Annotated in this window: 19 protein-coding genes; 12 read left to right on the top strand and 7 right to left on the bottom strand. The window is 61.1% G+C overall.

Annotated features, from left to right (window positions below):
• The first annotated feature begins 4 nt into the window (after positions 1 to 4).
• The 4 genes from J3P73_RS15490 (at position 5) to J3P73_RS15475 (ending at position 6,252) form a co-directional block, all read left to right on the top strand.
• Positions 5 to 1,207 carry an ABC transporter permease gene (locus tag J3P73_RS15490; RefSeq protein ID WP_075224003.1) on the top strand — a complete coding sequence of 401 codons (1,203 nt, stop codon included), beginning with the start codon at positions 5 to 7 and terminating at the stop codon, positions 1,205 to 1,207.
• Positions 1,208 to 1,345: 138 nt separating this feature from the next.
• On the top strand, positions 1,346 to 2,317 hold the full coding sequence (locus tag J3P73_RS15485) for a DMT family transporter (protein WP_024322444.1): 972 nt from the start codon (positions 1,346 to 1,348) through the stop codon (positions 2,315 to 2,317).
• 483 nt (positions 2,318 to 2,800) lie between these two features.
• Positions 2,801 to 4,291, top strand: a complete 1,491-nt coding sequence (locus J3P73_RS15480; RefSeq protein ID WP_207579657.1) for a right-handed parallel beta-helix repeat-containing protein — start codon at positions 2,801 to 2,803, stop codon at positions 4,289 to 4,291.
• A 467-nt stretch (positions 4,292 to 4,758) separates the two neighbouring features.
• Positions 4,759 to 6,252, top strand: coding sequence for a right-handed parallel beta-helix repeat-containing protein (locus tag J3P73_RS15475; protein ID WP_024322442.1), 1,494 nt, complete (start codon positions 4,759 to 4,761; stop codon positions 6,250 to 6,252).
• Between the two features lie 66 nt (positions 6,253 to 6,318).
• On the opposite strand, the gene J3P73_RS15470 is transcribed toward J3P73_RS15475, so the two are convergent.
• From J3P73_RS15470 to J3P73_RS15460, 3 genes are all read right to left on the bottom strand, one after another.
• Positions 6,319 to 6,600 carry a hypothetical protein gene (locus tag J3P73_RS15470; RefSeq protein ID WP_024322441.1) on the bottom strand — a complete coding sequence of 94 codons (282 nt, stop codon included), beginning with the start codon at positions 6,598 to 6,600 and terminating at the stop codon, positions 6,319 to 6,321.
• 183 nt (positions 6,601 to 6,783) lie between these two features.
• Complete coding sequence (locus tag J3P73_RS15465) at positions 6,784 to 7,428, bottom strand: NrsF family protein (protein WP_024322440.1); 645 nt, start codon at positions 7,426 to 7,428, stop codon at positions 6,784 to 6,786.
• On the bottom strand, positions 7,425 to 7,973 hold the full coding sequence (locus tag J3P73_RS15460; protein ID WP_075224000.1) for a sigma-70 family RNA polymerase sigma factor: 549 nt from the start codon (positions 7,971 to 7,973) through the stop codon (positions 7,425 to 7,427). The genes J3P73_RS15465 and J3P73_RS15460 overlap by 4 nt, the downstream gene beginning before the upstream one ends.
• A 238-nt stretch (positions 7,974 to 8,211) precedes the next feature.
• Here J3P73_RS15460 and J3P73_RS15455 point away from each other — a divergent pair, with 238 nt between their 5' ends.
• The 3 genes from J3P73_RS15455 (at position 8,212) to J3P73_RS15445 (ending at position 10,182) form a co-directional block, all read left to right on the top strand.
• Complete coding sequence (locus J3P73_RS15455; protein ID WP_024322438.1) at positions 8,212 to 8,481, top strand: pentapeptide MXKDX repeat protein; 270 nt, start codon at positions 8,212 to 8,214, stop codon at positions 8,479 to 8,481.
• 85 nt (positions 8,482 to 8,566) lie between these two features.
• On the top strand, positions 8,567 to 9,409 hold the full coding sequence (locus tag J3P73_RS15450; protein WP_130692120.1) for a cytochrome b/b6 domain-containing protein: 843 nt from the start codon (positions 8,567 to 8,569) through the stop codon (positions 9,407 to 9,409).
• Positions 9,406 to 10,182, top strand: a complete 777-nt coding sequence (locus J3P73_RS15445; RefSeq protein WP_130692118.1) for a molybdopterin-binding protein — start codon at positions 9,406 to 9,408, stop codon at positions 10,180 to 10,182. Before J3P73_RS15450 ends, J3P73_RS15445 begins: the two co-directional genes overlap by 4 nt.
• A gap of 104 nt (positions 10,183 to 10,286) precedes the next feature.
• On the opposite strand, the gene J3P73_RS15440 is transcribed toward J3P73_RS15445, so the two are convergent.
• Complete coding sequence (locus J3P73_RS15440; protein WP_024322435.1) at positions 10,287 to 11,063, bottom strand: dioxygenase family protein; 777 nt, start codon at positions 11,061 to 11,063, stop codon at positions 10,287 to 10,289.
• A gap of 336 nt (positions 11,064 to 11,399) precedes the next feature.
• On the opposite strand from J3P73_RS15440, the gene J3P73_RS15435 reads away from it, so the two are divergent.
• On the top strand, positions 11,400 to 12,983 hold the full coding sequence (locus tag J3P73_RS15435; RefSeq protein WP_018074404.1) for a Na+/H+ antiporter: 1,584 nt from the start codon (positions 11,400 to 11,402) through the stop codon (positions 12,981 to 12,983).
• Positions 12,984 to 13,075: 92 nt separating this feature from the next.
• Here the strand turns inward: J3P73_RS15435 and J3P73_RS15430 are convergent, their stop codons facing one another.
• Positions 13,076 to 14,977: a potassium transporter Kup gene (locus J3P73_RS15430; RefSeq protein ID WP_020397671.1), complete on the bottom strand. Its 1,902-nt coding sequence runs from the start codon at positions 14,975 to 14,977 to the stop codon at positions 13,076 to 13,078.
• 332 nt (positions 14,978 to 15,309) lie between these two features.
• Here J3P73_RS15430 and tyrS point away from each other — a divergent pair, with 332 nt between their 5' ends.
• A complete protein-coding gene (tyrS, locus tag J3P73_RS15425) occupies positions 15,310 to 16,575 on the top strand; it encodes a tyrosine--tRNA ligase (protein ID WP_018074406.1) in 1,266 nt (421 codons plus the stop codon).
• Between the two features lie 124 nt (positions 16,576 to 16,699).
• Here tyrS and J3P73_RS15420 read toward each other — a convergent pair whose 3' ends face one another.
• Positions 16,700 to 18,016: an MFS transporter gene (locus tag J3P73_RS15420; RefSeq protein ID WP_018074407.1), complete on the bottom strand. Its 1,317-nt coding sequence runs from the start codon at positions 18,014 to 18,016 to the stop codon at positions 16,700 to 16,702.
• A 191-nt stretch (positions 18,017 to 18,207) separates the two neighbouring features.
• Between J3P73_RS15420 and J3P73_RS15415 the strand changes: the two genes are divergently transcribed.
• The 3 genes from J3P73_RS15415 to J3P73_RS15405 all read left to right on the top strand — a co-directional run bounded on the left by J3P73_RS15415 (position 18,208) and on the right by J3P73_RS15405 (position 21,514).
• Complete coding sequence (locus J3P73_RS15415; RefSeq protein WP_018074408.1) at positions 18,208 to 19,107, top strand: LysR family transcriptional regulator; 900 nt, start codon at positions 18,208 to 18,210, stop codon at positions 19,105 to 19,107.
• A 303-nt stretch (positions 19,108 to 19,410) separates the two neighbouring features.
• On the top strand, positions 19,411 to 20,580 hold the full coding sequence (locus J3P73_RS15410; protein ID WP_024322430.1) for an MFS transporter: 1,170 nt from the start codon (positions 19,411 to 19,413) through the stop codon (positions 20,578 to 20,580).
• Positions 20,581 to 21,091: 511 nt separating this feature from the next.
• Positions 21,092 to 21,514, top strand: coding sequence for a TIGR02594 family protein (locus J3P73_RS15405; RefSeq protein ID WP_018074411.1), 423 nt, complete (start codon positions 21,092 to 21,094; stop codon positions 21,512 to 21,514).
• 238 nt (positions 21,515 to 21,752) lie between these two features.
• Here the strand turns inward: J3P73_RS15405 and J3P73_RS15400 are convergent, their stop codons facing one another.
• Positions 21,753 to 22,538: a class I SAM-dependent methyltransferase gene (locus J3P73_RS15400; RefSeq protein WP_018074412.1), complete on the bottom strand. Its 786-nt coding sequence runs from the start codon at positions 22,536 to 22,538 to the stop codon at positions 21,753 to 21,755.
• Between the last annotated feature and the right edge of the window lie 48 nt (positions 22,539 to 22,586).

The raw sequence follows: 22,586 nt of genomic DNA, 5'->3' as shown, positions 1-22,586 counted from the left end.
TCCAATGTCATCAGCTCTCAAGCAGATCTTTCTCATGGTCAGAGTCAATCTCGGCAGCCTGCCGCGGCGGCTGTGGATCTCGCTGTCGATGGTGTTGTCGGTGGCCCTGGTGGTGGCGGTGCTTGCGGGTTTTCTCGCCATGGCCAGGGGCTTTGAGGCAGCCCTTCAAGGCGCGGGTTCGACCGGCATCGCCGTCATTCTCGGCGGCGGCACCAATCAGGAGACCGGCTCGGATGTGCCGGCCGAAGCGATCCGCAGCCTTGCCGCCATGACCGGCGAGATCGGCGTGGTGCGCAATGCCGCGGGCGGCCTGGCGCTGTCGCGCGAGATCGTCGTTCCCGTCGATGTCGTCAGGGCCAGCGACGGCGCTGAGCAGACGCTGTCGCTGCGGGGCATGGATCTGGCCGGCCCCGGCTTGCGCGACCGCGCCACGCTCTCCCAAGGGCGGCTTTTTTCGCCAGGTGCGCGCGAAATCGTCGTCGGCGGCCGCATCGCCGATGAATTCTCCGGCTTCGCCGTCGGCGACAAAGTACGGCTCGGCACGATGGACTGGACGGTGACAGGGCATTTCACCTCCGGCGGCAGCGCCTTCGAATCCGAGATCTGGGCGGATCTGGAGGCGGTGCAATCGGCCTTCGACCGGCAGGGACAGGTGCAGAGCCTGCGCGTGCGGCTTGCGGGGGCAGGCGGATTGCCGGTGCTGCAGGAGCATCTTTCCGCATTTCCCGGTGCGCCGCTCACCGCCGTCTCCGAGGCCGATCTTTATGCCGCGGAATCTGAGCGCACCGCGAGCCTCATCCGCCTGTTCGGCTGGCCGCTGGCGCTTTTGATGGCCGTCGGCGCCACCGCTGGCGCGCTGAATACGATGATGAGCTCGGTCTCCGACCGCACCGTCGAAATCTCAACGCTGCGCCTGCTCGGTTTCGGCCGCCTGCCGGCCTTTGCTGCGACCTGGGTCGAGGCCGTGGCTCTCTCGATATCAGGCGCCGCCCTCGGCATCCTCGCCTCCCGGCTCGCCTTCAACGGCTGGCAGGCCAGCACGATGGGCGCCAACAACACCAAGATGGCCTTCCAGCTCGACGTCACCACCGACGTCGCGCTCACCGCCGGCCTGCTGGGGCTTGCCATCGGCATCATCGGCGGAGCGTTGCCGGCGCTGGCGGCGACACGGTTGCCGCTGACCTCGGCATTGCGGGCGAGGGAATAAAGGCTGGCTGTCTAAACCTTCCGGGCGGGTCACATCATCGCGGCGACCGTCCTGATCGGCCCGAAGGAGACATCCGCTACAGGCGGAGCGCCGCCGCCTCATCTGTGCAGCCCACGGAAACTGTGGCATAACTGAGCCATGGCAATGAATGTCTTGGCGGTCCATCGCGACACGGTCGGGACGGAACAGGCGACAGGCAATTCGCTTGCCGCCGCCTATTCCGTGGGTGTTCTCTGCTGGCTGCTGTCGGCAGGCGTCTATATAGCAGCGAAATGGGTTTCTTCGGAGATGCCGCCCTGGGCGCTCTGCTTCTGGCGCGTGCTGATCGCCTTCGCGATCCTGATGCCGATCGTGCGCCGGCATTTCGGCGACATGGTCGCGCTGGTGCGGGCTCGCGCCCTCGAACTGCTTGCGATTGGCGGTGTGGGACTGGCGATCTGCCAGGGCATGATTTTCGTCGGTCTCGAACATGCCGATGCCACCACTGCCGGCATCATCATCGCCCTGATCCCGATCATCACCATGATCCTTGCCCGTTTGATGCTAGCCGAGCCGATGGGACGCTGGCAGGTGATCGGATCGATCTTGGCCTTTCTCGGGATCGTGGTCATCATCATCAAGGGCAGTCCGGCCGCGCTGATGCGGCTCGACTTCAACCCGGGTGAACTGTGGATCGTCGCTGGCGCGTTCTGTTTCAGCCTCTATAGCGTCCTGCTCCGCCGCGCGAAATTCGATATGAATCGCCTTGCGCTCCTGGTGCTGCTGCTCGGCGCGGCGGTGCTGACGGCGCTGCCCTTCTACCTGTTCGAGCTATTCTCAGACGAGCGCTCGACGCTCAACGGCAGCGGGCTCATCGCGCTCGCCTATGTCGCGATCCCCGGCGGGGCGGTCATGTACTACCTCTTCAATCGAAGTATCGAGGCCCTGGGAGCGGCTCGGGCCGGTGTCCTCCTCTACATTCAGACCATCTTCATCGCCGTGCTCGCCTATCTGATCCTAGGCGAGCAGTTGCAACGCTATCACCTCGAAGGCGCGGCACTCATCATCGCCGGCTTGCTTCTCATCATCCTGCTGAAGCCGAAGATCAAGGCCGAAGCGGCTACTGCATAATTCCTTAAATCGGAATCGATTTAAGGATAAAATTATACAGCAATTCAAAGTGCTACAGCGTCCTTTGCGCGTCTGAAAAGACGCGCGGCGCTGTAGGGCCTGAGGTCTCCCCATCGCTGCGACATGGTTGCCGCTGACCTCGGCTTTGAGGGCGAGGGGGTAGGGTTTCACCTTGGAGTGCGCCTTGAGCGCAAGCGAAGGCAAGAATCACATGGCGTACAGACCGAAGGCGACGTGCGCCTCGCGCAAACGCGCTGCGATTTATTCACCTCGAAGTCGCCGATTTCTCGGCCAAAGTTGTAACTTTCGTCACACCAGGCAATTGCCTGTGGAATGAGGCGCGCGAACCCGCCCGCTGCCCCATTGACAACATCTTATCGCCTTCTTGCCGTGGCCGGTTGCCCTCCGCCGCATCCGATCGGCCGATTCTGGGCGATCCCGGCGGCGACATTAGCGATCCGACGAACAGGGCAACATGGCGATATGACAGTCTACTATGTGAACTCAGCGACTGGCTCCGACCGCAACGGTGGAACGGGCCAGAACTCGGCTTTTGCGACTTTGTCCAAAGTGGAATCCTTGAAACTGAAACCCGGCGACAGCGTGCTTCTTGCCAAGGGGAGCGTGTTCAACGAGCAGTTCGATATCAAATATTCCGGCAGCGAGAGTGCGCCGATCAAGATCGGCAGTTACGGGACGGGGGCTGCGCCCGTCATCCACAGCAGCGGCGACGGCATCCACAGTCTCTATGCCTCGAACATCGTCATCGAGAACCTGAAGATATCGAATACAGCAGGTGCGGGCATCTATGGCGGCAGTGTCACGAACTGGACGGTCCGCGACGTCGAGATCGCCAAGACGGGATTGTCGGAAAACGCTGGCGCCGTCACCTTCCGGAGCAGCAAGAACGTCACGATCGAAGACAGCAAGATATCGGACGTCAGAGGCGACGGCTTCTGGATCGAAAAGGTCACCGGCATCAAGCTTCTCAACAATACCGTCACCAACGCCCATGGCGCGACGGCCGATGCGGTGCAGGTGAACGACAGCAGCAACATTCTGATCCGCGGCAATCATCTCGACCAGACGCATGCCGATAGTCCGAAGGGCGTCATCGCGCTCGTCAGGCCGGTGAATGCCGTGGTCGAGGATAATACGCTCACCGGCGGCGGCTTCGGCATCAGCGCGCAGGCCGGCAAGAATGTTGCCATCCGCGACAACGACATATCGGGTTTTCACGGCTACAGCTGGTCCTTTGCCGTCGGTCTCGGCGACACGGGCGATACGAGAGACTACGATATCGCGGGCAACCACATCCATGACGGCGCCTCGGGCGTGGTCATCTCCGCTGCCGGCAGCCCGAGCTACGACCGCACGAATATCAAGGTCCACGACAATGTCTTCGACGACCTCTCACAGGCGGCGTTGAAGGTCGACAGGCCGGCATCCGGCTCCTTTTCCAACAATACCATCGAGAGCGGCGTCACGGCCACCAGCATATCGCCTGATATCGTCGACGCCCACACCTTCTCCGTCAGCAACAACCATACGGTTGCCAATGTCGAGACGGCGCTGGCGAGCCCGGTTGCCAAGACTGCCGCAGCAACGGAGGCGGCGGCGGATCCGGCAGTTGTCGCTGTCCATGACAATTTGAAGATCCTCAGCGATACGGGTGCTGCCCATCATGGCAATCTTCTCGAAAACGACAGCTCGGACAATGACACCCTGGTGCTTCGCCGCTTCGGGGATGAAACTGTCGGCAAGCACGGCCTTACGCTGACCGGGGAATACGGTGACATCCACGTGGACAGAGAAGGCAACTATGCCTACACGCTCGATGAAACGAAGCTCCCCACCGACCATAGCGGACACGTGAGCGAGTCCTTCAGTTACGGGGTCAACGATGGAACCTCGCATCATAGCGACGGGGATACGCTGACCGTCTTGATCCACCTGGATGGCTTGCTGAGCTGAGGTGAGGGTGCCGGGAGCGGCGCTACGCCGGGGGAGGCGTGACTCCCCCGGGGAGGCGTCGCTTCCACTCCCCGGGGAAGCGTTGCTCTTGCCACCAAATGGCTCCGCGGCGCCCCTCATCCGGCTGCCCGCCGGGTGAGGGTAAGGGGCTGCAATACGGCCCCAACCTTTCCGGCTTGCGACTGACCTGAAACAGGACATCTACACCTCCTGCGACCATACGTCGCCGAGGGGACGATTACCGTTCATTCACCTTTCGGTCGCTTTTTAGTAGATTGTTTTCGTATAAGTTGTCATCTCCAGGATATCGCCTCCGCCAGGCGTTCTCGAGACCAAGGCAGGCCCACAGGGTCTGCCGACCGTCGTGAAGGCAATATCGAAGGCCACGGCCTTTAGCCCCGACCGCATCCGATCCACGCGTCGCAGCCGATTCAGACGGCTGCGCGGCAATTCGAGAACAAGGCGATATGACAATCTATTATGTGAATCCAGCGACAGGCTCCAATGGCAACAGCGGAACGAGCGAGGCCACGCCATTTTCGTCGTTCTGGGCGGTGGAAAACTTGAAGCTGCAGCCGGGCGACAGCGTGCTGCTCGCCGCCGGAAGCGTGTTCAACGACCAGCTCGACCTGAAATATTCCGGCACAGTGAGTGCCCCGATCACCATCGGCAGCTACGGTGTCGGCGATGCGCCAGTCATCCATAGCCCCGGCGACGGTATTCACAGCCTTTATGCATCGAACATCGTCATCGAGAATATCAAGATATCGGATACCGGCGGCGCGGCCATCTATGGCGGCTATGTTTCGAACTGGACCGTGCGCAATGTCGAGGTCGATCATACCGGCTTGGCAGGCAAAGCCGGTTCGATCACCTTCCGGACCGGCTCGAACATCACCATCGAAAACAGCACGATCAACGACGTGAACGGCGACGGCGTCTGGATCGAGAAGATCAACGGCGTCAATTTTCTCAACAACACCGTCACCAACGCCCACGGCACTGCGGCAGATGCCGTCCAGATGAACGACAGCAGCAATATCCTGATCAGCGGCAACTACCTCGACCAGACGGGCGCAGCTACGCCGAAGGGCGTCATCGCGCTCGTTCGGCCCGTAAATGCCCTGGTCGAGGACAACGCGATTGTCGGGGGCGGCTTCGGGATCGGCGCACAAGCCGGCACCAACGTCGCCATCCACGACAACGATATTTCAGGTTATGGCGGCTACAGCTGGTCCTATGCCATCGGTCTCGGAGACACGGGCGACACGCGGGACTACGATATATCGGGCAATTACATCCATGACGGCGTATGGGGCGTGGCGATCAGTGCCGCCGGCACGACCAGTTACGTTCGCGAAGATATCAATATCTACGGCAATGTTTTCGATGACCTGTCCTCAGCGGCGCTGAAGGTCGACAGGCCGGCATCCGGCTCCTTCCACGACAATGTCATCGCCAGCGATGTCACGCCCTACAGCATCTCCCCCGCCATCATCGCCGCGAACACCTTTCCCGTCAGCAACAACACGACGCTCGACGAGGCCCAGGCGACGATGCTTGCGAGCAGCGATAGTCTCGCGGTCGGCGATGTGACGCACACGGACACGGCGCCTGCGCTTGTCGCAACCCATGACAGCCTGAAAATCGCCTCCGATCTGGACGCCGCCCATTATGGCAATCTCCTCGAAAACGACAGCTCGGCCAACGGAACCGTGCTGCTTCGCCGCTTCGAGGGCGAATTCGTCGACAAGGACGGCGTGACGCTGACCGGCAAATACGGCACCATCCATGTCGACAGTGACGGCGATTACACCTATACGGCCGATGCGGCGAAGCTCGCCGGGCTCAGCGGAGACGTGAGCGACACCTTCCACTACAAGATCTCCGATGGGACTTCGCTGCATTTCGACACGGATACTTTGAGCGTCTCCATCCATGTGAATGACTTGCTGAGCTGATAGGGATGCCGGCAGCAATTGGCGTTGCATCATCGCGGCGGCAGTCCGCCCAGCACTTGCGAAGTCTCATTGATCGCCGAGCAGGATCCTGATGACGTCGACTTCGATTTCCGCGCAGATGATCTCGTATTCGGTGATGATTGCGGAATCGGCCGATCTATCCCGGCGCATGCGATCGAGGACGGCGCAGGCTTCGCCGTAGGCGCCGCATAATTCGTAAAAATGGGGCTGGCTCGCCGCGGCTGTTCTGATCGTCGCCCGCGTCGCAGGCAGCCTCATCATCAGCCTGGCCAGCCCCTGTTCCGCGGCTTGCCGGGTGATATGGGCTACGCCTTCTTTCCTGACCATGCCGTCATTCCTCGCTGCCTGTGTTTTCCCATTCAGGGGGTACGCAAGACCCATCCCCTGAGTAGTACGCAGGAATGCTGCATCTGGTTTCATGTCGGATGAAGGATTAGCGTCGCATTGCTGCGCGTCTTCGACCGAGCTCGGCATTGCGGGACAATCGGCACTGCAATCCGACAGCCGGTGCTACCAGCGCAGGAGGCGGGGCCCGAGGAGGGCGCCGATTGCACCGGTCAAGAGGATGCCGAGCGAATACCAGAGGGTGACGAAGGGCAGGCCGTTTTCCGTGCAAAACCAGGAATAGACCCAGGCGCCGGATGCGCCGGCGGCAATGCCGGCGATGAAGCCTGTGATGCCGAGGTTGCTCGGGGCGCCGCCACGGAGAACCCAGGTATTTGCGATCAGGATCGGCATGGCAAAGGCAAAGATCAGCAGCGGGCAATGCAGGGCGGAGGAGCCGAGCACCAGCACGGGATAGCTTGCGGCCGGCGACAAAGCGAGCTGGATGACCGCCATGACGGCGAGGGCGAGTATGATGGCCGCGGCAATTCCGAAAAAGCGGCCTTCCGAGCCATCCGGCCGGGACAGCCGGTAAACGGCTGCGAAGGCGGCGATTGCGAGCAGGGCATTGTAGGCGGACTTGATCCAGAAGACCGGCAGCATCAGCGCCTGCGCCATATCGGTGCGAAGGCCGACGACGATAAGCATCAGCAGCAGCGAGACTGCCAGAGCAGGCAGGATGGCGAGCGCGAAGCGGCGTTCGAGCGCATGTCTCGGCACCGGCTTCAGATCCCGGACAAGGCTGTCGATCACGTCCTCAGTCTCTCTCACATTCCACCTCGCAATCTTGCCGCCAGCGCCTTGATGCCCCTGTGAACGCCGACCTTGACCGCCGATTCCGACTGTCCGGTGCGGCTTGCCGTATCGGCCACCGACTGCCCCTCGAGCTTGACCTGCCGGATCAACTCCTGCTGGTGCTGCGGCAGGCCGTTCAACAGCCGTTCGACATCCATGCGCGCTGCAATCGCATCCTCCCTGAAGTCGTCTTCGATCTCCTCGTCCAGCTCCATTTCCGCCCTGTACCGGCCGCCATGCTTTCGGTGGTGGTCGATCAGCTTGTAGCGGGCAATCGAGAAGAACCACGCGGTGAACGGCCGCTCCCTATCATAGGTCGCCCGGCGCGAATGCAGCGCCAGCAACGTCTCCTGCACGAGATCTTCCGTGTCGGATTTCGCCGTCGCGCCGATCCGCCCGCCGTAATAACCGACGAGCAGGGTTCGCAACGTCACGAGCAGACGCCGATAGGCAGCCTCGTCCCCGTCGAGGGAAAGAAGCATCAGCATCTTCAGTGCTTGTTCCGAATGGGTGCTCGTCATGTCGTCTGCAATATCATTCGGGTGGATGAAGCTTTGGTTACAGGCGGGTTCAAAAATCTTCCGGTGGCAATTCAAAGTGTACAGCGTCCTTTGCGCGTCTCGAAAAGACGCGCAAAGGACGCTGTAGCGCTATCACATAAGCGTGAGGCTGTAACCGTCTTCGCAAGGGGTTCGAATTCAGGACTGTGAGCCGTCGGCGGGTGCCGGCGGACATGTCAATCGATCCGAGGAGACCCTCATGACCAAGATCCTTTCCAGCCTTGCCGCCTGCACCTTCGTCATCGGCCTGTCGCTTGCCGGCGCCGCCAGCGCCCAGAGCAGCGATGCCATGAAGAAAGACAGCATGAAGACCGACGCGATGTCGAAGGACGCGATGTCCAAGGATGCAATGTCGAAGGACGCAATGGCGACCGGCAGCACCAAGGCCGATTGCATGCACAATGCCGGCATGGAGAAGGACACGATGAAGAAAGACACGATGATGAAGGCCTGCGACGCGATGAAGTAAGTTTAGCCGCGGCCGCTGAAACTTTATCATCGGCGGCCGCGTCCTTTCTCGCGAAGACCTTTCATGTCGATCCGGAGGAACTACAATGGCCACGACCGATGCCGGCATGGCGAGCGGACGCACGCTCTTCTACCGCCATGACCTGCTGGTGCGCCTGTCGCACTGGGTGAATGTGCTGTGCATGACGGTGCTGCTGTATAGCGGCCTGCAGATATTCAACGCCCATCCGGCGCTCTATTGGGGCCAGTACGGCGCCGACGACGATCCGTCCTTCATCTCGATGGAGGCGGAGCAGGAAGGCGATGCGCTGAAGGGTGTCACGCACTTGGGCGGATTGAGCTTCGACACGACGGGCGTTCTCGGGGTTTCGAATGTCGACGGCGAGGCTGCGGTGCGCGGTTTTCCGAACTGGCTGACCTTGCCGAGCTACCAGGATCTGGCATCGGGCCGGCGCTGGCATTTCTTCTTTGCCTGGCTGTTCGTCATCAACGGCTTCATCTATCTCGCTTATGGTTTTGTCAGCCGGCATTTCCGCCGCGATCTGCTGCCGGCGGCCGAAGAGCTGAAGCCTTCGCATCTCGGCCATGAGATCGTCAATCATGCCCGGCTGCGCTTTCCCAAGGGGGCCGAGGCACGCCATTATAATACGCTGCAGAAACTCGCCTATGTCGCCGTGATCTTCGTGCTGCTGCCGCTGATGATCGGGACAGGGCTTACCATGTCGCCGGGCTTCGACGCGGTCGCCCCCTGGCTGCTCGATCTGTTCGGCGGCCGGCAATCGGCCCGCACACTGCATTTCCTGACCGCCTTCTCGCTCGTCGCCTTCGTTGCCGTGCATGTGGCGATGGTGCTGGTTTCGGGCGTGTTCAACAATCTGCGCTCGATGGTCACCGGTTATTACGACATCGGGCAGGGAGGAAAGTCATGAGCCGCATCATCACCAGACGTCGCTTCCTGATCGGCACGACGATGACGGCATCGGCGCTGGGGCTCGCCGGCTGCGATGCCCTCGTCGAAAACGATCGAACGAAATCGGTGCTGAAGATCGCCGAAGGCTTCAGCATGAAGACGCAACGCTTCCTGCTCGGCGACGGCGCGCTCGCCCGCGAATTCACGGAAGCCGATATCTCGCCGACCTTCCGGGCCAACGGCACGAGCATGCCGGATAATGCCCGCTATATCGACTGGATGAACCAGCGGTTTTCAAGCTGGAAGCTCGAGGTCGGCGGGTTGGTCGACAGGCCGATGCAGCTGTCGCTGGCGGATCTGAAAGCCCTGCCGGCCCGCACGCAGATCACGAGGCATGACTGCGTCGAAGGCTGGAGCGCGATCGGCAAATGGACCGGCGTGCCGCTTGGCGCGCTGCTGCAGGCGGCCGGTTTGAAACCCGAAGCCCGGTTCATCGTCTTCCACTGTGCCGACGAATATGAAAAGACGCTCGACGGCAGCGGCTGGTATTACGAAAGCATCGATCTCGTCGATGCGTTCCACCCTCAAACGATCCTTGCCCACACCATGAACGGCCGCGATCTCGAAGTCGCCCACGGCGCGCCGCTCAGGCTCCGGGTCGAGCGCCAGCTTGGCTACAAGCAGGCAAAATATCTGACCGGCATCGAAGCCGTCGCCGATCTCGGCCAGCTTTACGGCGGCAATGGCGGCTTCTGGGAGGATCGCGGTTATGAGTGGTATGCGGGCATATAGGCAGTGTTCTCCGACCGACATGCCGACCTTGACCTTTTCCTCGTGCCGGATTCCACGGCCGGAGGTCGTCGTGGTCGAGGGTGCGAAAATCCCGCTGCTCCCTCTCAGGCGGAGAGACCGATCGTGATGGTGGCGGACAGCACGCCGCCATCGAGCTTTTCGAAATCGAACATGTGGTCGGCGGCATCCTCTGGAATGATACCGTCTTCGTCGTTGCGCGTATCGCGGGCAGGGCGCCCGAGATAATCAGGATGCTCGCCATAGATGATGTCGCTCAGCGCATCGTCGAAATAGATCTGGCTGACGAGAAGCTCCTTGCCGTCGACAAGGATGCGGCAATGAACATGCGGCGTGCGGCCCTTGTACCATCCGGGATAGGCCGTCAGGAAGCTTGCCTGCCCCTTAGCATCCGTCAGCTGGCGGCCGCGGAAGGCAAGACCGCTGATCGCCTCGACATCGCCGAAGGTACACATCTCCGCAGCCTCGCGGCCGGAATAGATGCCGCGGTGATCGGTATGCCAGATTTCGATATCGGCATTTTCGATCGGCCGGCAATCGGCGGCATGGACGATGCGGACGGCGAGCCGCAAAGGCAGCCCGGTCTTTCCTTCCGAGACGTCCTGACGGGTGGGAATATTGTTGACATGGCAAGGGCCAAGGGTCTGGGCGACGGTGACGACGCAGTTCGGACGGCTGCGGAAGAGCGGCTCGGGCAGCTTTTCCAAGGCGATCGACTTTGTGCCGCCGCTTACGAAATCGGTTCCCCTCCAGTCGAATGTCCGGGCGGCAACAGTGATATGCCGCCGTGGCCAGATTGCCGCCGCAGCCACGAATGATGCGACAATGGCCGTACCTCCAAGCACAAGGGTCCGTCTTTTCATCTATTTCCTTTCCTGAAGACGCAGGATTTAAGGAGGATGCGCAGGAAACTCCAATTAAATCCTGGCAATGATCGATGGCAACGCGATCATCGGCGTCAGATGTCTGCCGAGACAGTAGGCTGCGGTCCCGAAGCGGCGATTCCGTCCGACGCATTGACGAGAAAGCGTATTCTGCCGATGCTAGCACACGGACGGGTTGCTCTAAGCCGTCCACTGGGGTTCGTCGCGAAAATGCAGGGTAACACTTTGAATTGTTGTGCAATTCTTTGAAACGACTCCAGATTTGAATTATGCAGAAGGTATCCGAAATTCGTTGCTGAGCCGGGGCAGAGGCACATGGAACCAACCCACTTATTCGAGCTCGTCATCGCGATGTTTCTGGCGATCATCGCGCTGCACTATGCCGCCCACCGGCTCGGATTGCCGCCGTCCGTCGCGCTGCTGACTGGGGGCGCCTTGCTGGCCTTTGTACCTGGGTTGCCGGCGATATCAGTCGATCCGGAGCTGGTGCTCGTCATCTTCCTGCCGCCGTTGTTGATGGACGGCGCCTGGTCCATTGCTGTGGCGCGGTTGCGGCGGCATGTGATCGGCATCGCCTCGCTTGCCGTCGGCGCGGTGTTTTTCACCTGCGCGGTCGTCGCCGTCGTCGCCCATCTGATCTTTCCATCGATTCCCTGGGCAGCTTGCGCAGCCCTTGGCGCGATCGTTGCGCCGCCGGATGCGGTTGCGGCGCGTGCCGTGCTGCAGCGCGTCAGGCTGCCGCGGCGGCTTCAGATTCTGCTGGAAGGCGAGAGCCTCCTCAACGATGCGAGCGGCCTGGTGCTCTTCCGTTTCGCCGTTGCCGCTGCCGCAACGGGCGCCTTCAGCGCGGCGGAGGCGGGCGGCAGTTTCCTCGTGCTGGCGCTCGGCGGCGCCGTCGTCGGCATCGTCGTGGGAACGGCGTGGTTCAAGCTCGTCCGGCTCCTCGGCGACGAATATCTCATCATCGCAGCCTCGGTGCTGCTCGGCTGGATTGCCTATCTCGCCGGAGAGCAACTGCATGTTTCCGGCGTCATCGCCACCGTGACCGCGGGTCTGATCATGAGTTGGCACCAGCACACCGTGCTATCCGCCGCGATGCGCATGCGCGGCACCTCGTTCTGGACGGTGATGATCTTCCTGATGGAGGCGGCGGTCTTCATCCTGATCGGACTGTCGCTTCGCGATGTCGTCGAACGCGGCGGGGGCTTTACCACCGTGATCGCGACGATGGGGCTGCCGATGCTGGCGATCCTCATCGCGCTCGTTCTGGCGCGTTTTGCCTGGGTCTTCGCCTGCGATTTCGTCGTCAGGTTCTGTGCCGCCATGGGGTTTGCGCGCGCCCGGCCGCTCGGCGTCGGCGGCGCTGCTGTTCTCAGCTGGGCGGGCGTGCGCGGCGTGGTGACGCTCGCTTTGGCACTGAGCTTGCCCGAGGGATTCCCGGGCCGCGACTTCATTCTCGTCACGTCCTTCGCCGTGATCCTCGGCACCGTGCTCATCCAGGGCACGACATTGGGGCGGGTGATCGCCTGGGCGCGGCTGGTGGAGCCGGAGTCGGAACGGGCGCGGCTGACGATGAGCCAGGCCGAAGCCGCCATGGCGCAGGCACAGGTTGGGGTCGTCCAGAACCTGGCCTACGACGCGGAGGGAAAACTCATCCACCCGCAATTGCTGGAGCGTTACCAGCGCCGTGCCACGTCGATCATCGACTACGCCGAGAAAACCGAGCAATACATGCCGGTGCTCCATGCGCATTTCGACGTCATTCTCGAAGCGGTTGCCATCGGGCGTCGGGAACTCATACGCCTCCATCGCGCCGGCGAGATCGACGACGAGACGCTGCTGGAGCTGGAACGGGATCTCGATCTCGAGGAACTGAGCGCGATCTCGGCGAAGGCGTGAGGTTCAGCGCCTCGCGTCTTCGGCTTCAACGCATTGCGATATGAGGCTGAAACAAGCGCGGTCCGGACGCCGTCGCCGGGTGGCGTCCTGCTCTAAATGGCGATCTGTTCGCCGAGTTCGACGACGCGGTTGGATGGCAGGTTGAAGTAATCGGAAGGATCAATCGCCAAGCCTTCCAGCGCCATGAATATGCGCTCCTGCCAGGCGGGCAGCCCGGTGTTCGGCGTCCTGACGAGGTTCCGGCGGCCGAGATAGAAGGAAGTCCTCATGATCTCGAACTTGAAGCCGCCCTCCCGGCAGAGAGCCAATGCCCTGGTGACGTCGGGGTCATCCATGAAGCCGAAGGTGATATCGAGGCGCACGAAACGCGGCGAGAGCTGGCTGATCTTGATGCGTCTGATATCGGGGACATAAGGTTCGTCCTCCGTCCAGACGGTCAGGATGACGTTCTGTTCGTGGAGCACGTGGTTGTGCTTGAGATTGTGAAGTAGCACGTTCGGCGTCCGGTCCGGAACGCTGGTCAGGAAGACTGCCGTTCCAGGAACGGTGACGGGGGAATGGTCCGACTTTCGCTCGATCGACCTGATGAAGGAATCGAGCGGGATCTCGTTGTTGGCCCGCAGTCTCTTCAGATAGGCCTGGCCTCGGGTCCATGTCCACATCAGGATCATGATCGCCAGCGCAAGGGCGACCGGAACCCAGCCGCCATCGTAGATCTTCAGCAGATTGGCCGCCAGGAACATGACTTCGATGGTAAAGAGCGGCAGCAGCCAGGCGGCGGCGTGCACGAGGGAGTAACCCCAGACGACCCGAAGGAACTGGAAGACCAGCATCGTCGAGATGACCATGGTTCCCGTCACTGAGATGCCGTAGGCCGTTGCCAGCGACTCGGAGTCGCCGAAGGAAAAGATCAGCATCAGCACGCCGACCAGCAGGAGAAGATTGACGGCCGGCACATAGATCTGGCCGGTGTTGGTCTCCGACGTGAACTTGATCCTGAGCCTCGGCAGGAAGCCGAGGTGAACCGCCGAGCGGGACAGCGAAAATGCGCCTGTTATCACCGCCTGGCTGGCGATGATCGTTGCCATCGTCGCCAGGAGAACCATCGGCGGCAAGGCCCAGTCGGGATACATCAGAAAGAACGGGTTTCCGGCCGTTTCGGGATGGGCGAGAACCAGCGAGCCTTGCCCGAGGTAGTTCAGCAACAATGCGGGAAAGACGAGCACGAACCACGCCATCTGGATCGGGCGGCGTCCGAAATGCCCGAGATCGGCATAGAGCGCCTCAGCACCTGTCACCGTCAGAAAAACGGCGCCGAGCACGATGAGGCCGACGCTGCCGGCATGGGTGAGGAATAGGAATGCGTTGGCGGGATTGAGTGCGGCCAGGATCCTCCAGTCGTCGCCGATATGGATCAGGCCGCCCGCCGCCATGGCCAGAAACCACAACACCGTGATCGGCCCGAAAAGCTTGGAAACGGCGGCCGTTCCCCTCGACTGGACGGCAAAGAGAACGATCATGATCGCCGCCGACGCAAGCGGGACATATTCGGCAAAGGCGGGCGTGATCAATTTCAGGCCTTCGAGCGCCGACATGACCGACAAGGCAGGCGTGATCATCGCATCGCCGATGAAGAGGGCGGCGCCGATCAGGCCGGCGAAGAAGAGCACCGGCACGTTTCGCCCCATCTTCTTCACCAGGAGGGCGAGGAGCGACAGCGCGCCGCCTTCGCCGTCATTGTCCGCCCTGAGAAGGAAGAGCACATATTTGAAGGTCACGATAATGGTCAGCGTCCAGACCATCAGCGAAATGAGACCGATGACCTCGGGTTCGTGTATGCCATCGGCGGCAAAGGGCCTCAGCGCCTCGCGGAAGGCATAGAGCGGGCTGGTGCCGATATCGCCATAGACGACGCCGATCGCGCCGATGACCAATCCGACAAAGCCCTTCCGGCCGACGCCATCCCCCGTCTTATCCCTATGCGTCGACGTCATGCTTCCCCGCTCATGCCATTTGCCTATGAGCACAAACATATGCCGCATTGCAGAACGGCAAGCAAATTGATGCGGGTGCGAATTTTTTATGTGGGGCGGATGCGGGATGGGGAGGGTGGCCTTGTGATCGTCAATTCACATCCCCTTGTGATTGCGCTGTCGCATGATAATAAGGATGCATGACCTGCACCCTGAACCTTTCGAACTTCTATTACACGCTGCTCCCATAGAGCGGCGCAAGGTCATATTCCTGACACTCGAGACGCCGCACGGTCGGCGGCACGTGTGTCAACAGATGGTCTCCGGCCTCATCGGCCCAAATGGAGACCCTTGTGACACTATCCTCTCAGCCCACCGGACCCAGATCCGACTTTCTTCGCACTCTGAGCGAGCGCGGCTTCCTGCATCAATGCACCGACTTGGAAGCGCTCGACAGCTGGCTTTGTTCAGGAGCCGGCACGGCCTATAACGGCTTCGATCTCACCGCCGACAGCTTGCATGTCGGCCATCTCATTCCGATCATGATGCTGCGGTGGTTCCAGAAGACCGGTAACAAACCCATCGCTTTGCTCGGCGGTGCGACAAGCCGCCTGGGCGATCCGAGTTTCCGCGACACGTCGCGTCCTTTTCTCAGCCAAGAGCAGATCATGAAAAACTTGATCGGCATCCGGAGGGTCTTCGAGCGCTTCCTCGCTTTCGGGGACGGCCCGACCGATGCTGTCATGGTCAATAATGCCGACTGGTTGGGCGGGCTCAACTATCTCGATTTCCTGCGCGATATCGGACCATATTTCTCAGTCAACCGGATGCTCACATCGGAGAGCGTGCGCCAACGGTTGGAACGAGAGCAATCGCTGTCATTGCTGGAATTCAACTACATGGTCATGCAGGCTTACGACTTCCATGTCCTCGCAGAAAGCCGCGGCTGCCTGCTTCAACTGGGTGGCTCCGACCAGTGGGGCAATATCGTCAGCGGCGTCGAATTTGGACGGCGGATAGGCGGGCGAGCGCTGTTTGGATTGACTGCCCCGCTGCTGACGACGTCGTCGGGTGCGAAGATGGGCAAGAGCGTTTCGGGCGCGGTTTGGCTGAACGCCGATCGGTTGTCGCCTTATGAGTTCTGGCAATTCTGGAGAAATACGGGGGATGCCGACGTGGGTCGTTTTCTCAGATTGTTCACCGAGCTACCGTTAGGCGAAATTGCACGCCTCGAAGTGCTTCGGGATTCCGAGATCAACGAAGCGAAAAAGATCCTTGCCGACCAGATCACGAGCCTATGCCACGGGGCAGATGCGGCAGCGCAAGCTTCCGAAACCTCCCGGCGCACTTTCGAAGCAGGCGAGGTGCCGGCGGGTCTCCCGACAGTCAGACTGCCGGATAGCCTTCGCGGTGCATTTCCGCTGGTTGACGCCATGGTCGTTGCCGGGCTCGCCAAGTCGAAAAGCGAAGCACGGCGACTGATCGTCGGCGGCGGAGTTCGGGTGAACGGCGGCAGCATAAACGACGAGGCAATGCGGCTTGGCGACTGCGACATCCAGGACGGCGTGATCCGGCTGTCGATCGGCAAGAAGCGACACGTCCTGCTTCGGCCGGTCTAGCGTGGGGTGCTCAATTCGGGGAGCGGGCAAACTCGACCACCTGTCGCGCTCCCCATTGATACAAGCTTGATGTGGCAGTGTGCGGCGGCGCCCCCTTTCACCCGGACGACCACGAACCGCCTGTTCAAGTCGCTCCAGGCTGTTTCACCACTTCGTAGCGAGCCCGGCTCAGGCTGACCAGGCTCGCTATTGCCGCGCAGCCACCCGCAGTGACGACCGCAAATTCGAGCGCGCTCGACAACGGCAATGTTGCGAAGATGATCGACATGCAGATCCCGCCCAGGGTTTGGCCGAGAAGCCGCGCGGTGCCTTGCATGGCGCCCGCGGCGCCGCTTCTGGCTTTCGGTGCCGACAGAAGGAGAATTCGGTTGTTCGGCGTCTGGAACAGTCCGAAACCGAGGCCGGCGATCACAGTGCCGACGAGAAACGCGATACCTCTCGGGTCGGGCGGGATGAATCCGACCACCAGGAGACCCAGGGCGAGCAGCGCGCCGCCGATGGCGCAAAGCCATGCCGTCTTGACGCGGTTTGCCAAACGTCCCGAAATGGGCGCGATGATCGCGGTCGCGGCAGGCCAGGGCACCATGTATAGACCGGCCAGAACCGGCGTCATGTGCAACGTGTGTTGAAGGTAAAAGGGTAGCGCGATGTAGCTCAGCATCTGGCCGCAGAAGCAGAATATCGAGGCGATGACCGCCACGCGGAATGCCGGTGCCGCCAGCAGGTCCGTAGGAACGATTGGTGCGTCACTGTTCCGTTCAAGGCGCAGCAGGACGAAAAGGCAGGCCAGCGATGCGGCGATGAGGACGGCACCGCTTATCGGCGCGATCGCTATCCGGTCGGCGCCGCAGAAGAAAAGGATGAACATCAGCGTGTTGGCCAGCATCGCCTTGGCGTTCAGCTTTCGCTTCGCGCTCTGAATTTGCCCGAGCAGACCGCCGCCGAGCAGAACGATGGCGCCGAGTGGTATATTGACTGCAAACAGCCAGGGCCAGGTGGTGACGGAAAGAATGGCGCCGGCAATGCCGGGGCCGGCAGCGGAAGAAATGGCGATGACCATGGCATTGATGCCGATGATCGGACCCAGCATATGCTGCGGCACGGCCGAGCGCAGGTTCATCATGGCAAGCGCCATGATCGCGCCACCTCCCAAGCCCTGTGCGAAACGAGCAAGGATCAGTAAGGGAAGATCGCCCGCAAAGGCGCAGGCCGCGGAAGCCGCGGTGAACAGCGCGACGCCGATCAGGAAGACCCGCCGCGCGCCGTAGATTTCACCCAGCGCACCACATGGGAGAATGGCGACGAGCACGGCCAGCTGATAGGCCGAGACGACCCATACGGTGCTACCCGCCTCCGCGCGCAGCGAGACCGCGATCGAGGGTAAGGCGACATTGGCAATGGCTCCGTCCAAAACGACAAGAACAAGCGTAAGAAGCAACATGGCAATAGCCAGGTACCGTCGAGGTGACGTCAGGCCGTCTTGAGAAACTGGTGCGGTGTAGGTGAGGGACATGAGAACTCCTCGATGTTTGTTGGACGGTCGATTACTTAGGCTTTGCTGATTACCCGCGCCAGACGCAACAAAATCAATTGACCATTGCGTATCGCGCCATGCCTGAATAGAATTGAGCCATGTCTGATCTCGATCTCAACCTCCTGGTGGCACTGGATGCGTTGCTGCGCGAGCAGAGCGTATCTGCCGCCGCTCGGCGGCTTGGCCTCAGCACGTCCGCCATGAGCCGGACGCTGTCACGGTTGAGGGCCGCGCTAGGTGATCCGATCCTTGTGCCGGCCGGGCGCGGCATGGTTGCGACGCCGCATGCCCTGGCGATTGGCGCCGAGGTACATTTGTTGAAAGAAGCCGTGCAATCCGTGCTTAGTCCGCCGTCGACCGTGGAGATCCGGGAGGTGCGCCGCCATTTCACGATCCGTGCCAATGAGGCATTCGTGCTTCTCTACGCCGCGGGTCTGAGCGCCGCTGTGACGAGCGCTGCGCCGGGGATAAGGCTTCGCTTTGCGCCGAGATCAGACAAGGATGTTCAGGCTTTGAGGGACGCAGCCATAGATCTGGACATCGGTGTCCTCCCGCGAGACAGCGGGGAACTGCGTTGCCAAACCCTTTTCGAGGATCGGTATGTCGGTCTCGCGAGGCTAGGGCACCCGATCTTCGATGCAGATCGGATAACGGCGGAGCGTTTTGCTGCCTGGGGCCACGTGCTCTTCTCGATGCAAGCGGATTTTGCCGGTCCGATCGACAGGGCGCTCGCCGAATTGGGCCATGTCCGTGATGTCAGACTGATCGTGCCAAGCTTTCCGGCGGTGATAGCAGTTGCGGCGGCATCCGATTTGATCGGCTCGATTCCGAAGTCATATTGCAAGTCCGCCGCGATAAGCCATATCGAAACCTTTGACCTGCCCGTGGACGTGTCGGGTTTCAACATCGTGCAGGCGTGGCACCCCCGCATGGACGCAGATCCCGTGCATCGCTGGCTGAGGGCGCTGATTTTTGAGACGTTCCACTCAATGAACTGAGCGCGTGGCCCGCCAAAGCAAGCGCTTCGTTCCCGTTCCGCAGGCGTGATTAGCGATGTTGTTCGGTGCAGCCTCCCGCTGATGCAGGGAGCGAGAATTGCCGCTCGGCAGCGCCGAATGAACGGCTGCCAACCACTGTGAAATTACCGGCGGCTGCGTCATGCTGACAGGGGCTGTCAGCAAAGGTGGTCGATAATCCAGAGACCATGGGTGTCCGAGCCAGTCGCCATTTTGTCGGAATGTCCAGCTATGCGTCGGATCCCTGGGCTTCAATCCCGCCGCAATCAGAGCAGAGGCCCCGAGATGAAGCCGCACCATCGTATTTTCTTCATTCAGTTTGCCGTGGCCCTTTCCCTGGGCGCGTTTGTTTCGCGGCTGCCTGACCTTCAGCTCAAGTTCAGCCTCACAGAGGGAGAGCTGGGCCTTCTGCTCGCCGTCATGTCCTCCGGGGTTCTCTGCGGGTTGACGTTCTCGGTGAGGTTCATCGAGAGGCTCGGTGCGCGCACCACCGCTTTCGTCACCGTCTTCGGTGCGTCGCTGTTTTTCGCGCTGATCCCCTGGATGCCATCAGCTCTTCTGGCGGTGCCATTGTTCTTCATTGCCGGCGTTTTCACCGGAGCATTCGAGATCAACGCCAATATCGAAACCGATCGCCACGAGGCGCTGCTTGGGTACCGCATCATGAGCCGGGCTCACGGCATGTGGAGCCTCGGCTTCTGCATCACCGCCCTTGCCGCCGCCGGCATGCGGCAGGCTGCCGTCTCCATCGAACTGCATACATTCATCGTCCTCGTGTCGGTCTTGATTGCCGGGTCGATCGTTTTCTCCGGGATCGAGAACGCGCCCCGGCGGCAGGAGGCCCACCCGGGAGATACTCCGATCATCGCTTTTCCGACGATCGGACTGCTCCCCCTTTGCCTTGTCGCCGCAGCTCCGCTTCTTGCCGAAGGCGCAAGCGTCGATTGGTCGGCGATCTATATGCGCGACGTATTCGCGGTCGAACCCTTCGTCGGCGGGCTCAGCGTGACCATTTTCTCCTCGTTCATCGCCATCGGGCGGCTCGGCATGGACCCTGTCATCGACCGCTTCAATCCGCGGCCGGTCGCAATCACTCTTCTTGGGATCGCCGCCATCGGTCTCGTCATGGTTGCGACGGCGACACACCCGGTTGTCGCGCTCGCAGGCTTTGGCCTGACAGGTATCGGCTGCTCTTCGGTCTATCCGCTTGCCATCTCGGCTGCGGCCCGACGCACCGATCGGCCCGCACCGATCAATGTTGCGGCTCTGGCGCAGACGACGTTTCTCGTGTTTTTCGCAGGGCCGCCGCTGCTCGGTTTCGTTGCCGAAAATTTCGGCATCCGCTTTTCGTACTGGGTGGTCGTCCCGGTTATCGGTGCCGCACTCCTGGTTACCAAGGCGCTTGCCGCTGCTTCCGCGCCGGTCACAGGGCAGCCCGAACCGGTGCAACCGTAGGGTTGAGACGCTGCGCCGCCCGTCGGCGATCCCAAGGTCGTACATGTTGGAAACCGGCAGGGCGCGACCACCGGCCTTTGCTGGTGAATGGAGCGAGGCGCAATGTATTGCCCGTCGCGTCGAAGTATTACAAATGATCTCCGGAAATATAGCTCGTATAGGTGACGAGCCAAGGTCGTGCGCAGCCGTCAACTCTGGACGAATGGTCTTGTCGTTCAAGCACTTGCGGGCGCGGTCGATCTCCTCAGAATGAAACTGGTTTGGATGGTGAAATTCCAGCCTTTCGTACTTGCAAAACATATGTTTGCGGGTTTTTCGATCGTCGCCTTCCGCCGCAAAGGGCGGCTCGCCTACGGAGTTCCGCGCCTCGCTTCGGACAAATTTCTGCCGCCAAAATGCCAGTATTAGTTGTTTCTAAATCACGCCATAATTCGCATCTACGTTGCCGCGCCTGTTTTATTCTTCGCCACATTTCGGAATTTCAACATTATACAAACAATGGTGGGTAACTATGAAGGTTATTCTCGTCATCGTCCTCACGGCGCTTGCCGTGCCCTGTGAGGCGGACATGCTCGGCACGGCGTCCCGATACAAAAGCATGCATGAACGCTCCATCTCCTTCCTCAGCATCAATCCGCGCAGGGTATCGTGGTGCGGGGCGTTCCTGGCCTTTGTCGCCAAGCGATCTTCGCGACAGCCGCCGCCCAACCCCAACATGGCGGCGTCCTGGAGGAAGTTCGGCCAACCGGTCGGCGTCCGCTCCGCCAGGCGAGGGGATGTCGTGGTGATCCGCACCGGCAGGCGCTTTCATGTGAGCCTGTTCGATCACATCGACCCGCGCCGACAGTACGTCTACCTGTTCGGCGGCAACCAATCCAACCGGGTCCAGCTGTCCAGATATCGCGCCAGTTCGGTCGTCGCGGTGCGACGATGATGCCAGGAACGTGAGCAGGCATCGCTTCTGAAAAAGGCGAAGTATCGCTCCTTGAAAACCTCTTGTCTGCAAAAGATAATTGAATTCAATATCTTGTCGTTGACAGAGAGGTTTTTAAGGGGCAACTTTTATAAAAGAGGCAGGCAGTTTTTGCCGCTGATGTTTCGGGTTTTCCCGGAAAAAGTTTGGCTTCTTGAAAATCGTTCCAACCTCGACGGCTGCTGCCGGCAAGTGGGCTTCAGGTCCTGCGGGCCCTGACGTGGAGGAAGATCGGCGCGATACGGGTATCGGCAACCATTGGCTCGGCAAGCGCGACCTCGACTGACGCCACGGGCTCGCCGAAAGCTTCGATCGTCAGTCCCGCTTCGACGATCATCGACACCCAGGTCGACAGCGTCCGGTGAAAACGCGGAATGGCGAACGGCGTCAGCGTCGCCCGTTCCGCTTGCGGTATGGAGGAGAAGATCCAGCGATCAATCCGGCCGTCGCGTTCGTCGAAATAATCGGCGATCTCAACCGCGATAGGCTCGCCGGCCTCATTGCGGATATTGCGGCGCGTCGGCGGCACGAAACAGGGATGCAGGATCGAAAACTGCAGGAAGCCGCCCGGCTTCAGGACGCGGTGGATGCCCTTCAGCACGCCGCGCTGGTCGGCCATGTCCATCATCGACATGAAGGCGGTGACGAAATCGAAGCTCGCCTCCGGGAAATCGATGCTCTGGCCGTCGCCGAGCACATAGTCGATGCCGAGCGGCGCTTCTGCCTCGGTCTCGCGGGCATAGCGAATGAAGGTCGGGGCGATGTCGAGACCGGTCATGCGGGCGCCGAGGCGGGCGACGGCACGGGTATTGGAGCCTTCACCGCAACCGAGGTCGAGCCCGGCAAGGCCTGCGACCGGCAGCAGCATGTCAAGAAAGGCCGGCGTGTTCAGCGCGTCGCGATATTTGTCATAGCCGGCGCGGCTATAGATCGTCCAGGTCTCGGCATTGCTCTCCCAATGGGCGGCGACATCATTGGCGTTCATAGCTCTCCTCCTTGCGCGATCGGAACGGGCGGGGAGCTATAAGCGGAG

Source organism: Rhizobium ruizarguesonis (assembly GCF_017357285.1).
In the GTDB taxonomy this organism is placed as follows: domain Bacteria; phylum Pseudomonadota; class Alphaproteobacteria; order Rhizobiales; family Rhizobiaceae; genus Rhizobium; species Rhizobium ruizarguesonis.
The sequence above is the reverse complement of the archived record's forward strand: the minus strand, read 5'-3'. Positions and strand labels throughout refer to the sequence as shown.

Bases quoted from the DNA above. Each gene is read 5' to 3' on its own strand.
- J3P73_RS15485 (WP_024322444.1), top strand. From the start codon at position 1,346: ATGGCAATGAATGTCTTGGCGGTCCATCGCGACACGGTCGGGACGGAA.
- J3P73_RS15470 (WP_024322441.1), bottom strand. From the start codon at position 6,600: ATGGTCAGGAAAGAAGGCGTAGCCCATATCACCCGGCAAGCCGCGGAA.
- J3P73_RS15400 (WP_018074412.1), bottom strand. From the start codon at position 22,538: ATGAACGCCAATGATGTCGCCGCCCATTGGGAGAGCAATGCCGAGACC.
- J3P73_RS15475 (WP_024322442.1), top strand. From the start codon at position 4,759: ATGACAATCTATTATGTGAATCCAGCGACAGGCTCCAATGGCAACAGC.
- J3P73_RS15405 (WP_018074411.1), top strand. From the start codon at position 21,092: ATGAAGGTTATTCTCGTCATCGTCCTCACGGCGCTTGCCGTGCCCTGT.
- J3P73_RS15420 (WP_018074407.1), bottom strand. From the start codon at position 18,016: ATGTTGCTTCTTACGCTTGTTCTTGTCGTTTTGGACGGAGCCATTGCC.
- J3P73_RS15445 (WP_130692118.1), top strand. From the start codon at position 9,406: ATGAGCCGCATCATCACCAGACGTCGCTTCCTGATCGGCACGACGATG.
- J3P73_RS15460 (WP_075224000.1), bottom strand. From the start codon at position 7,973: ATGACGAGCACCCATTCGGAACAAGCACTGAAGATGCTGATGCTTCTT.
- J3P73_RS15430 (WP_020397671.1), bottom strand. From the start codon at position 14,977: ATGACGTCGACGCATAGGGATAAGACGGGGGATGGCGTCGGCCGGAAG.
- J3P73_RS15435 (WP_018074404.1), top strand. From the start codon at position 11,400: ATGGAACCAACCCACTTATTCGAGCTCGTCATCGCGATGTTTCTGGCG.
- J3P73_RS15490 (WP_075224003.1), top strand. From the start codon at position 5: ATGTCATCAGCTCTCAAGCAGATCTTTCTCATGGTCAGAGTCAATCTC.
- J3P73_RS15455 (WP_024322438.1), top strand. From the start codon at position 8,212: ATGACCAAGATCCTTTCCAGCCTTGCCGCCTGCACCTTCGTCATCGGC.
- J3P73_RS15410 (WP_024322430.1), top strand. From the start codon at position 19,411: ATGAAGCCGCACCATCGTATTTTCTTCATTCAGTTTGCCGTGGCCCTT.
- J3P73_RS15480 (WP_207579657.1), top strand. From the start codon at position 2,801: ATGACAGTCTACTATGTGAACTCAGCGACTGGCTCCGACCGCAACGGT.
- J3P73_RS15415 (WP_018074408.1), top strand. From the start codon at position 18,208: ATGTCTGATCTCGATCTCAACCTCCTGGTGGCACTGGATGCGTTGCTG.
- J3P73_RS15440 (WP_024322435.1), bottom strand. From the start codon at position 11,063: ATGAAAAGACGGACCCTTGTGCTTGGAGGTACGGCCATTGTCGCATCA.
- J3P73_RS15450 (WP_130692120.1), top strand. From the start codon at position 8,567: ATGGCCACGACCGATGCCGGCATGGCGAGCGGACGCACGCTCTTCTAC.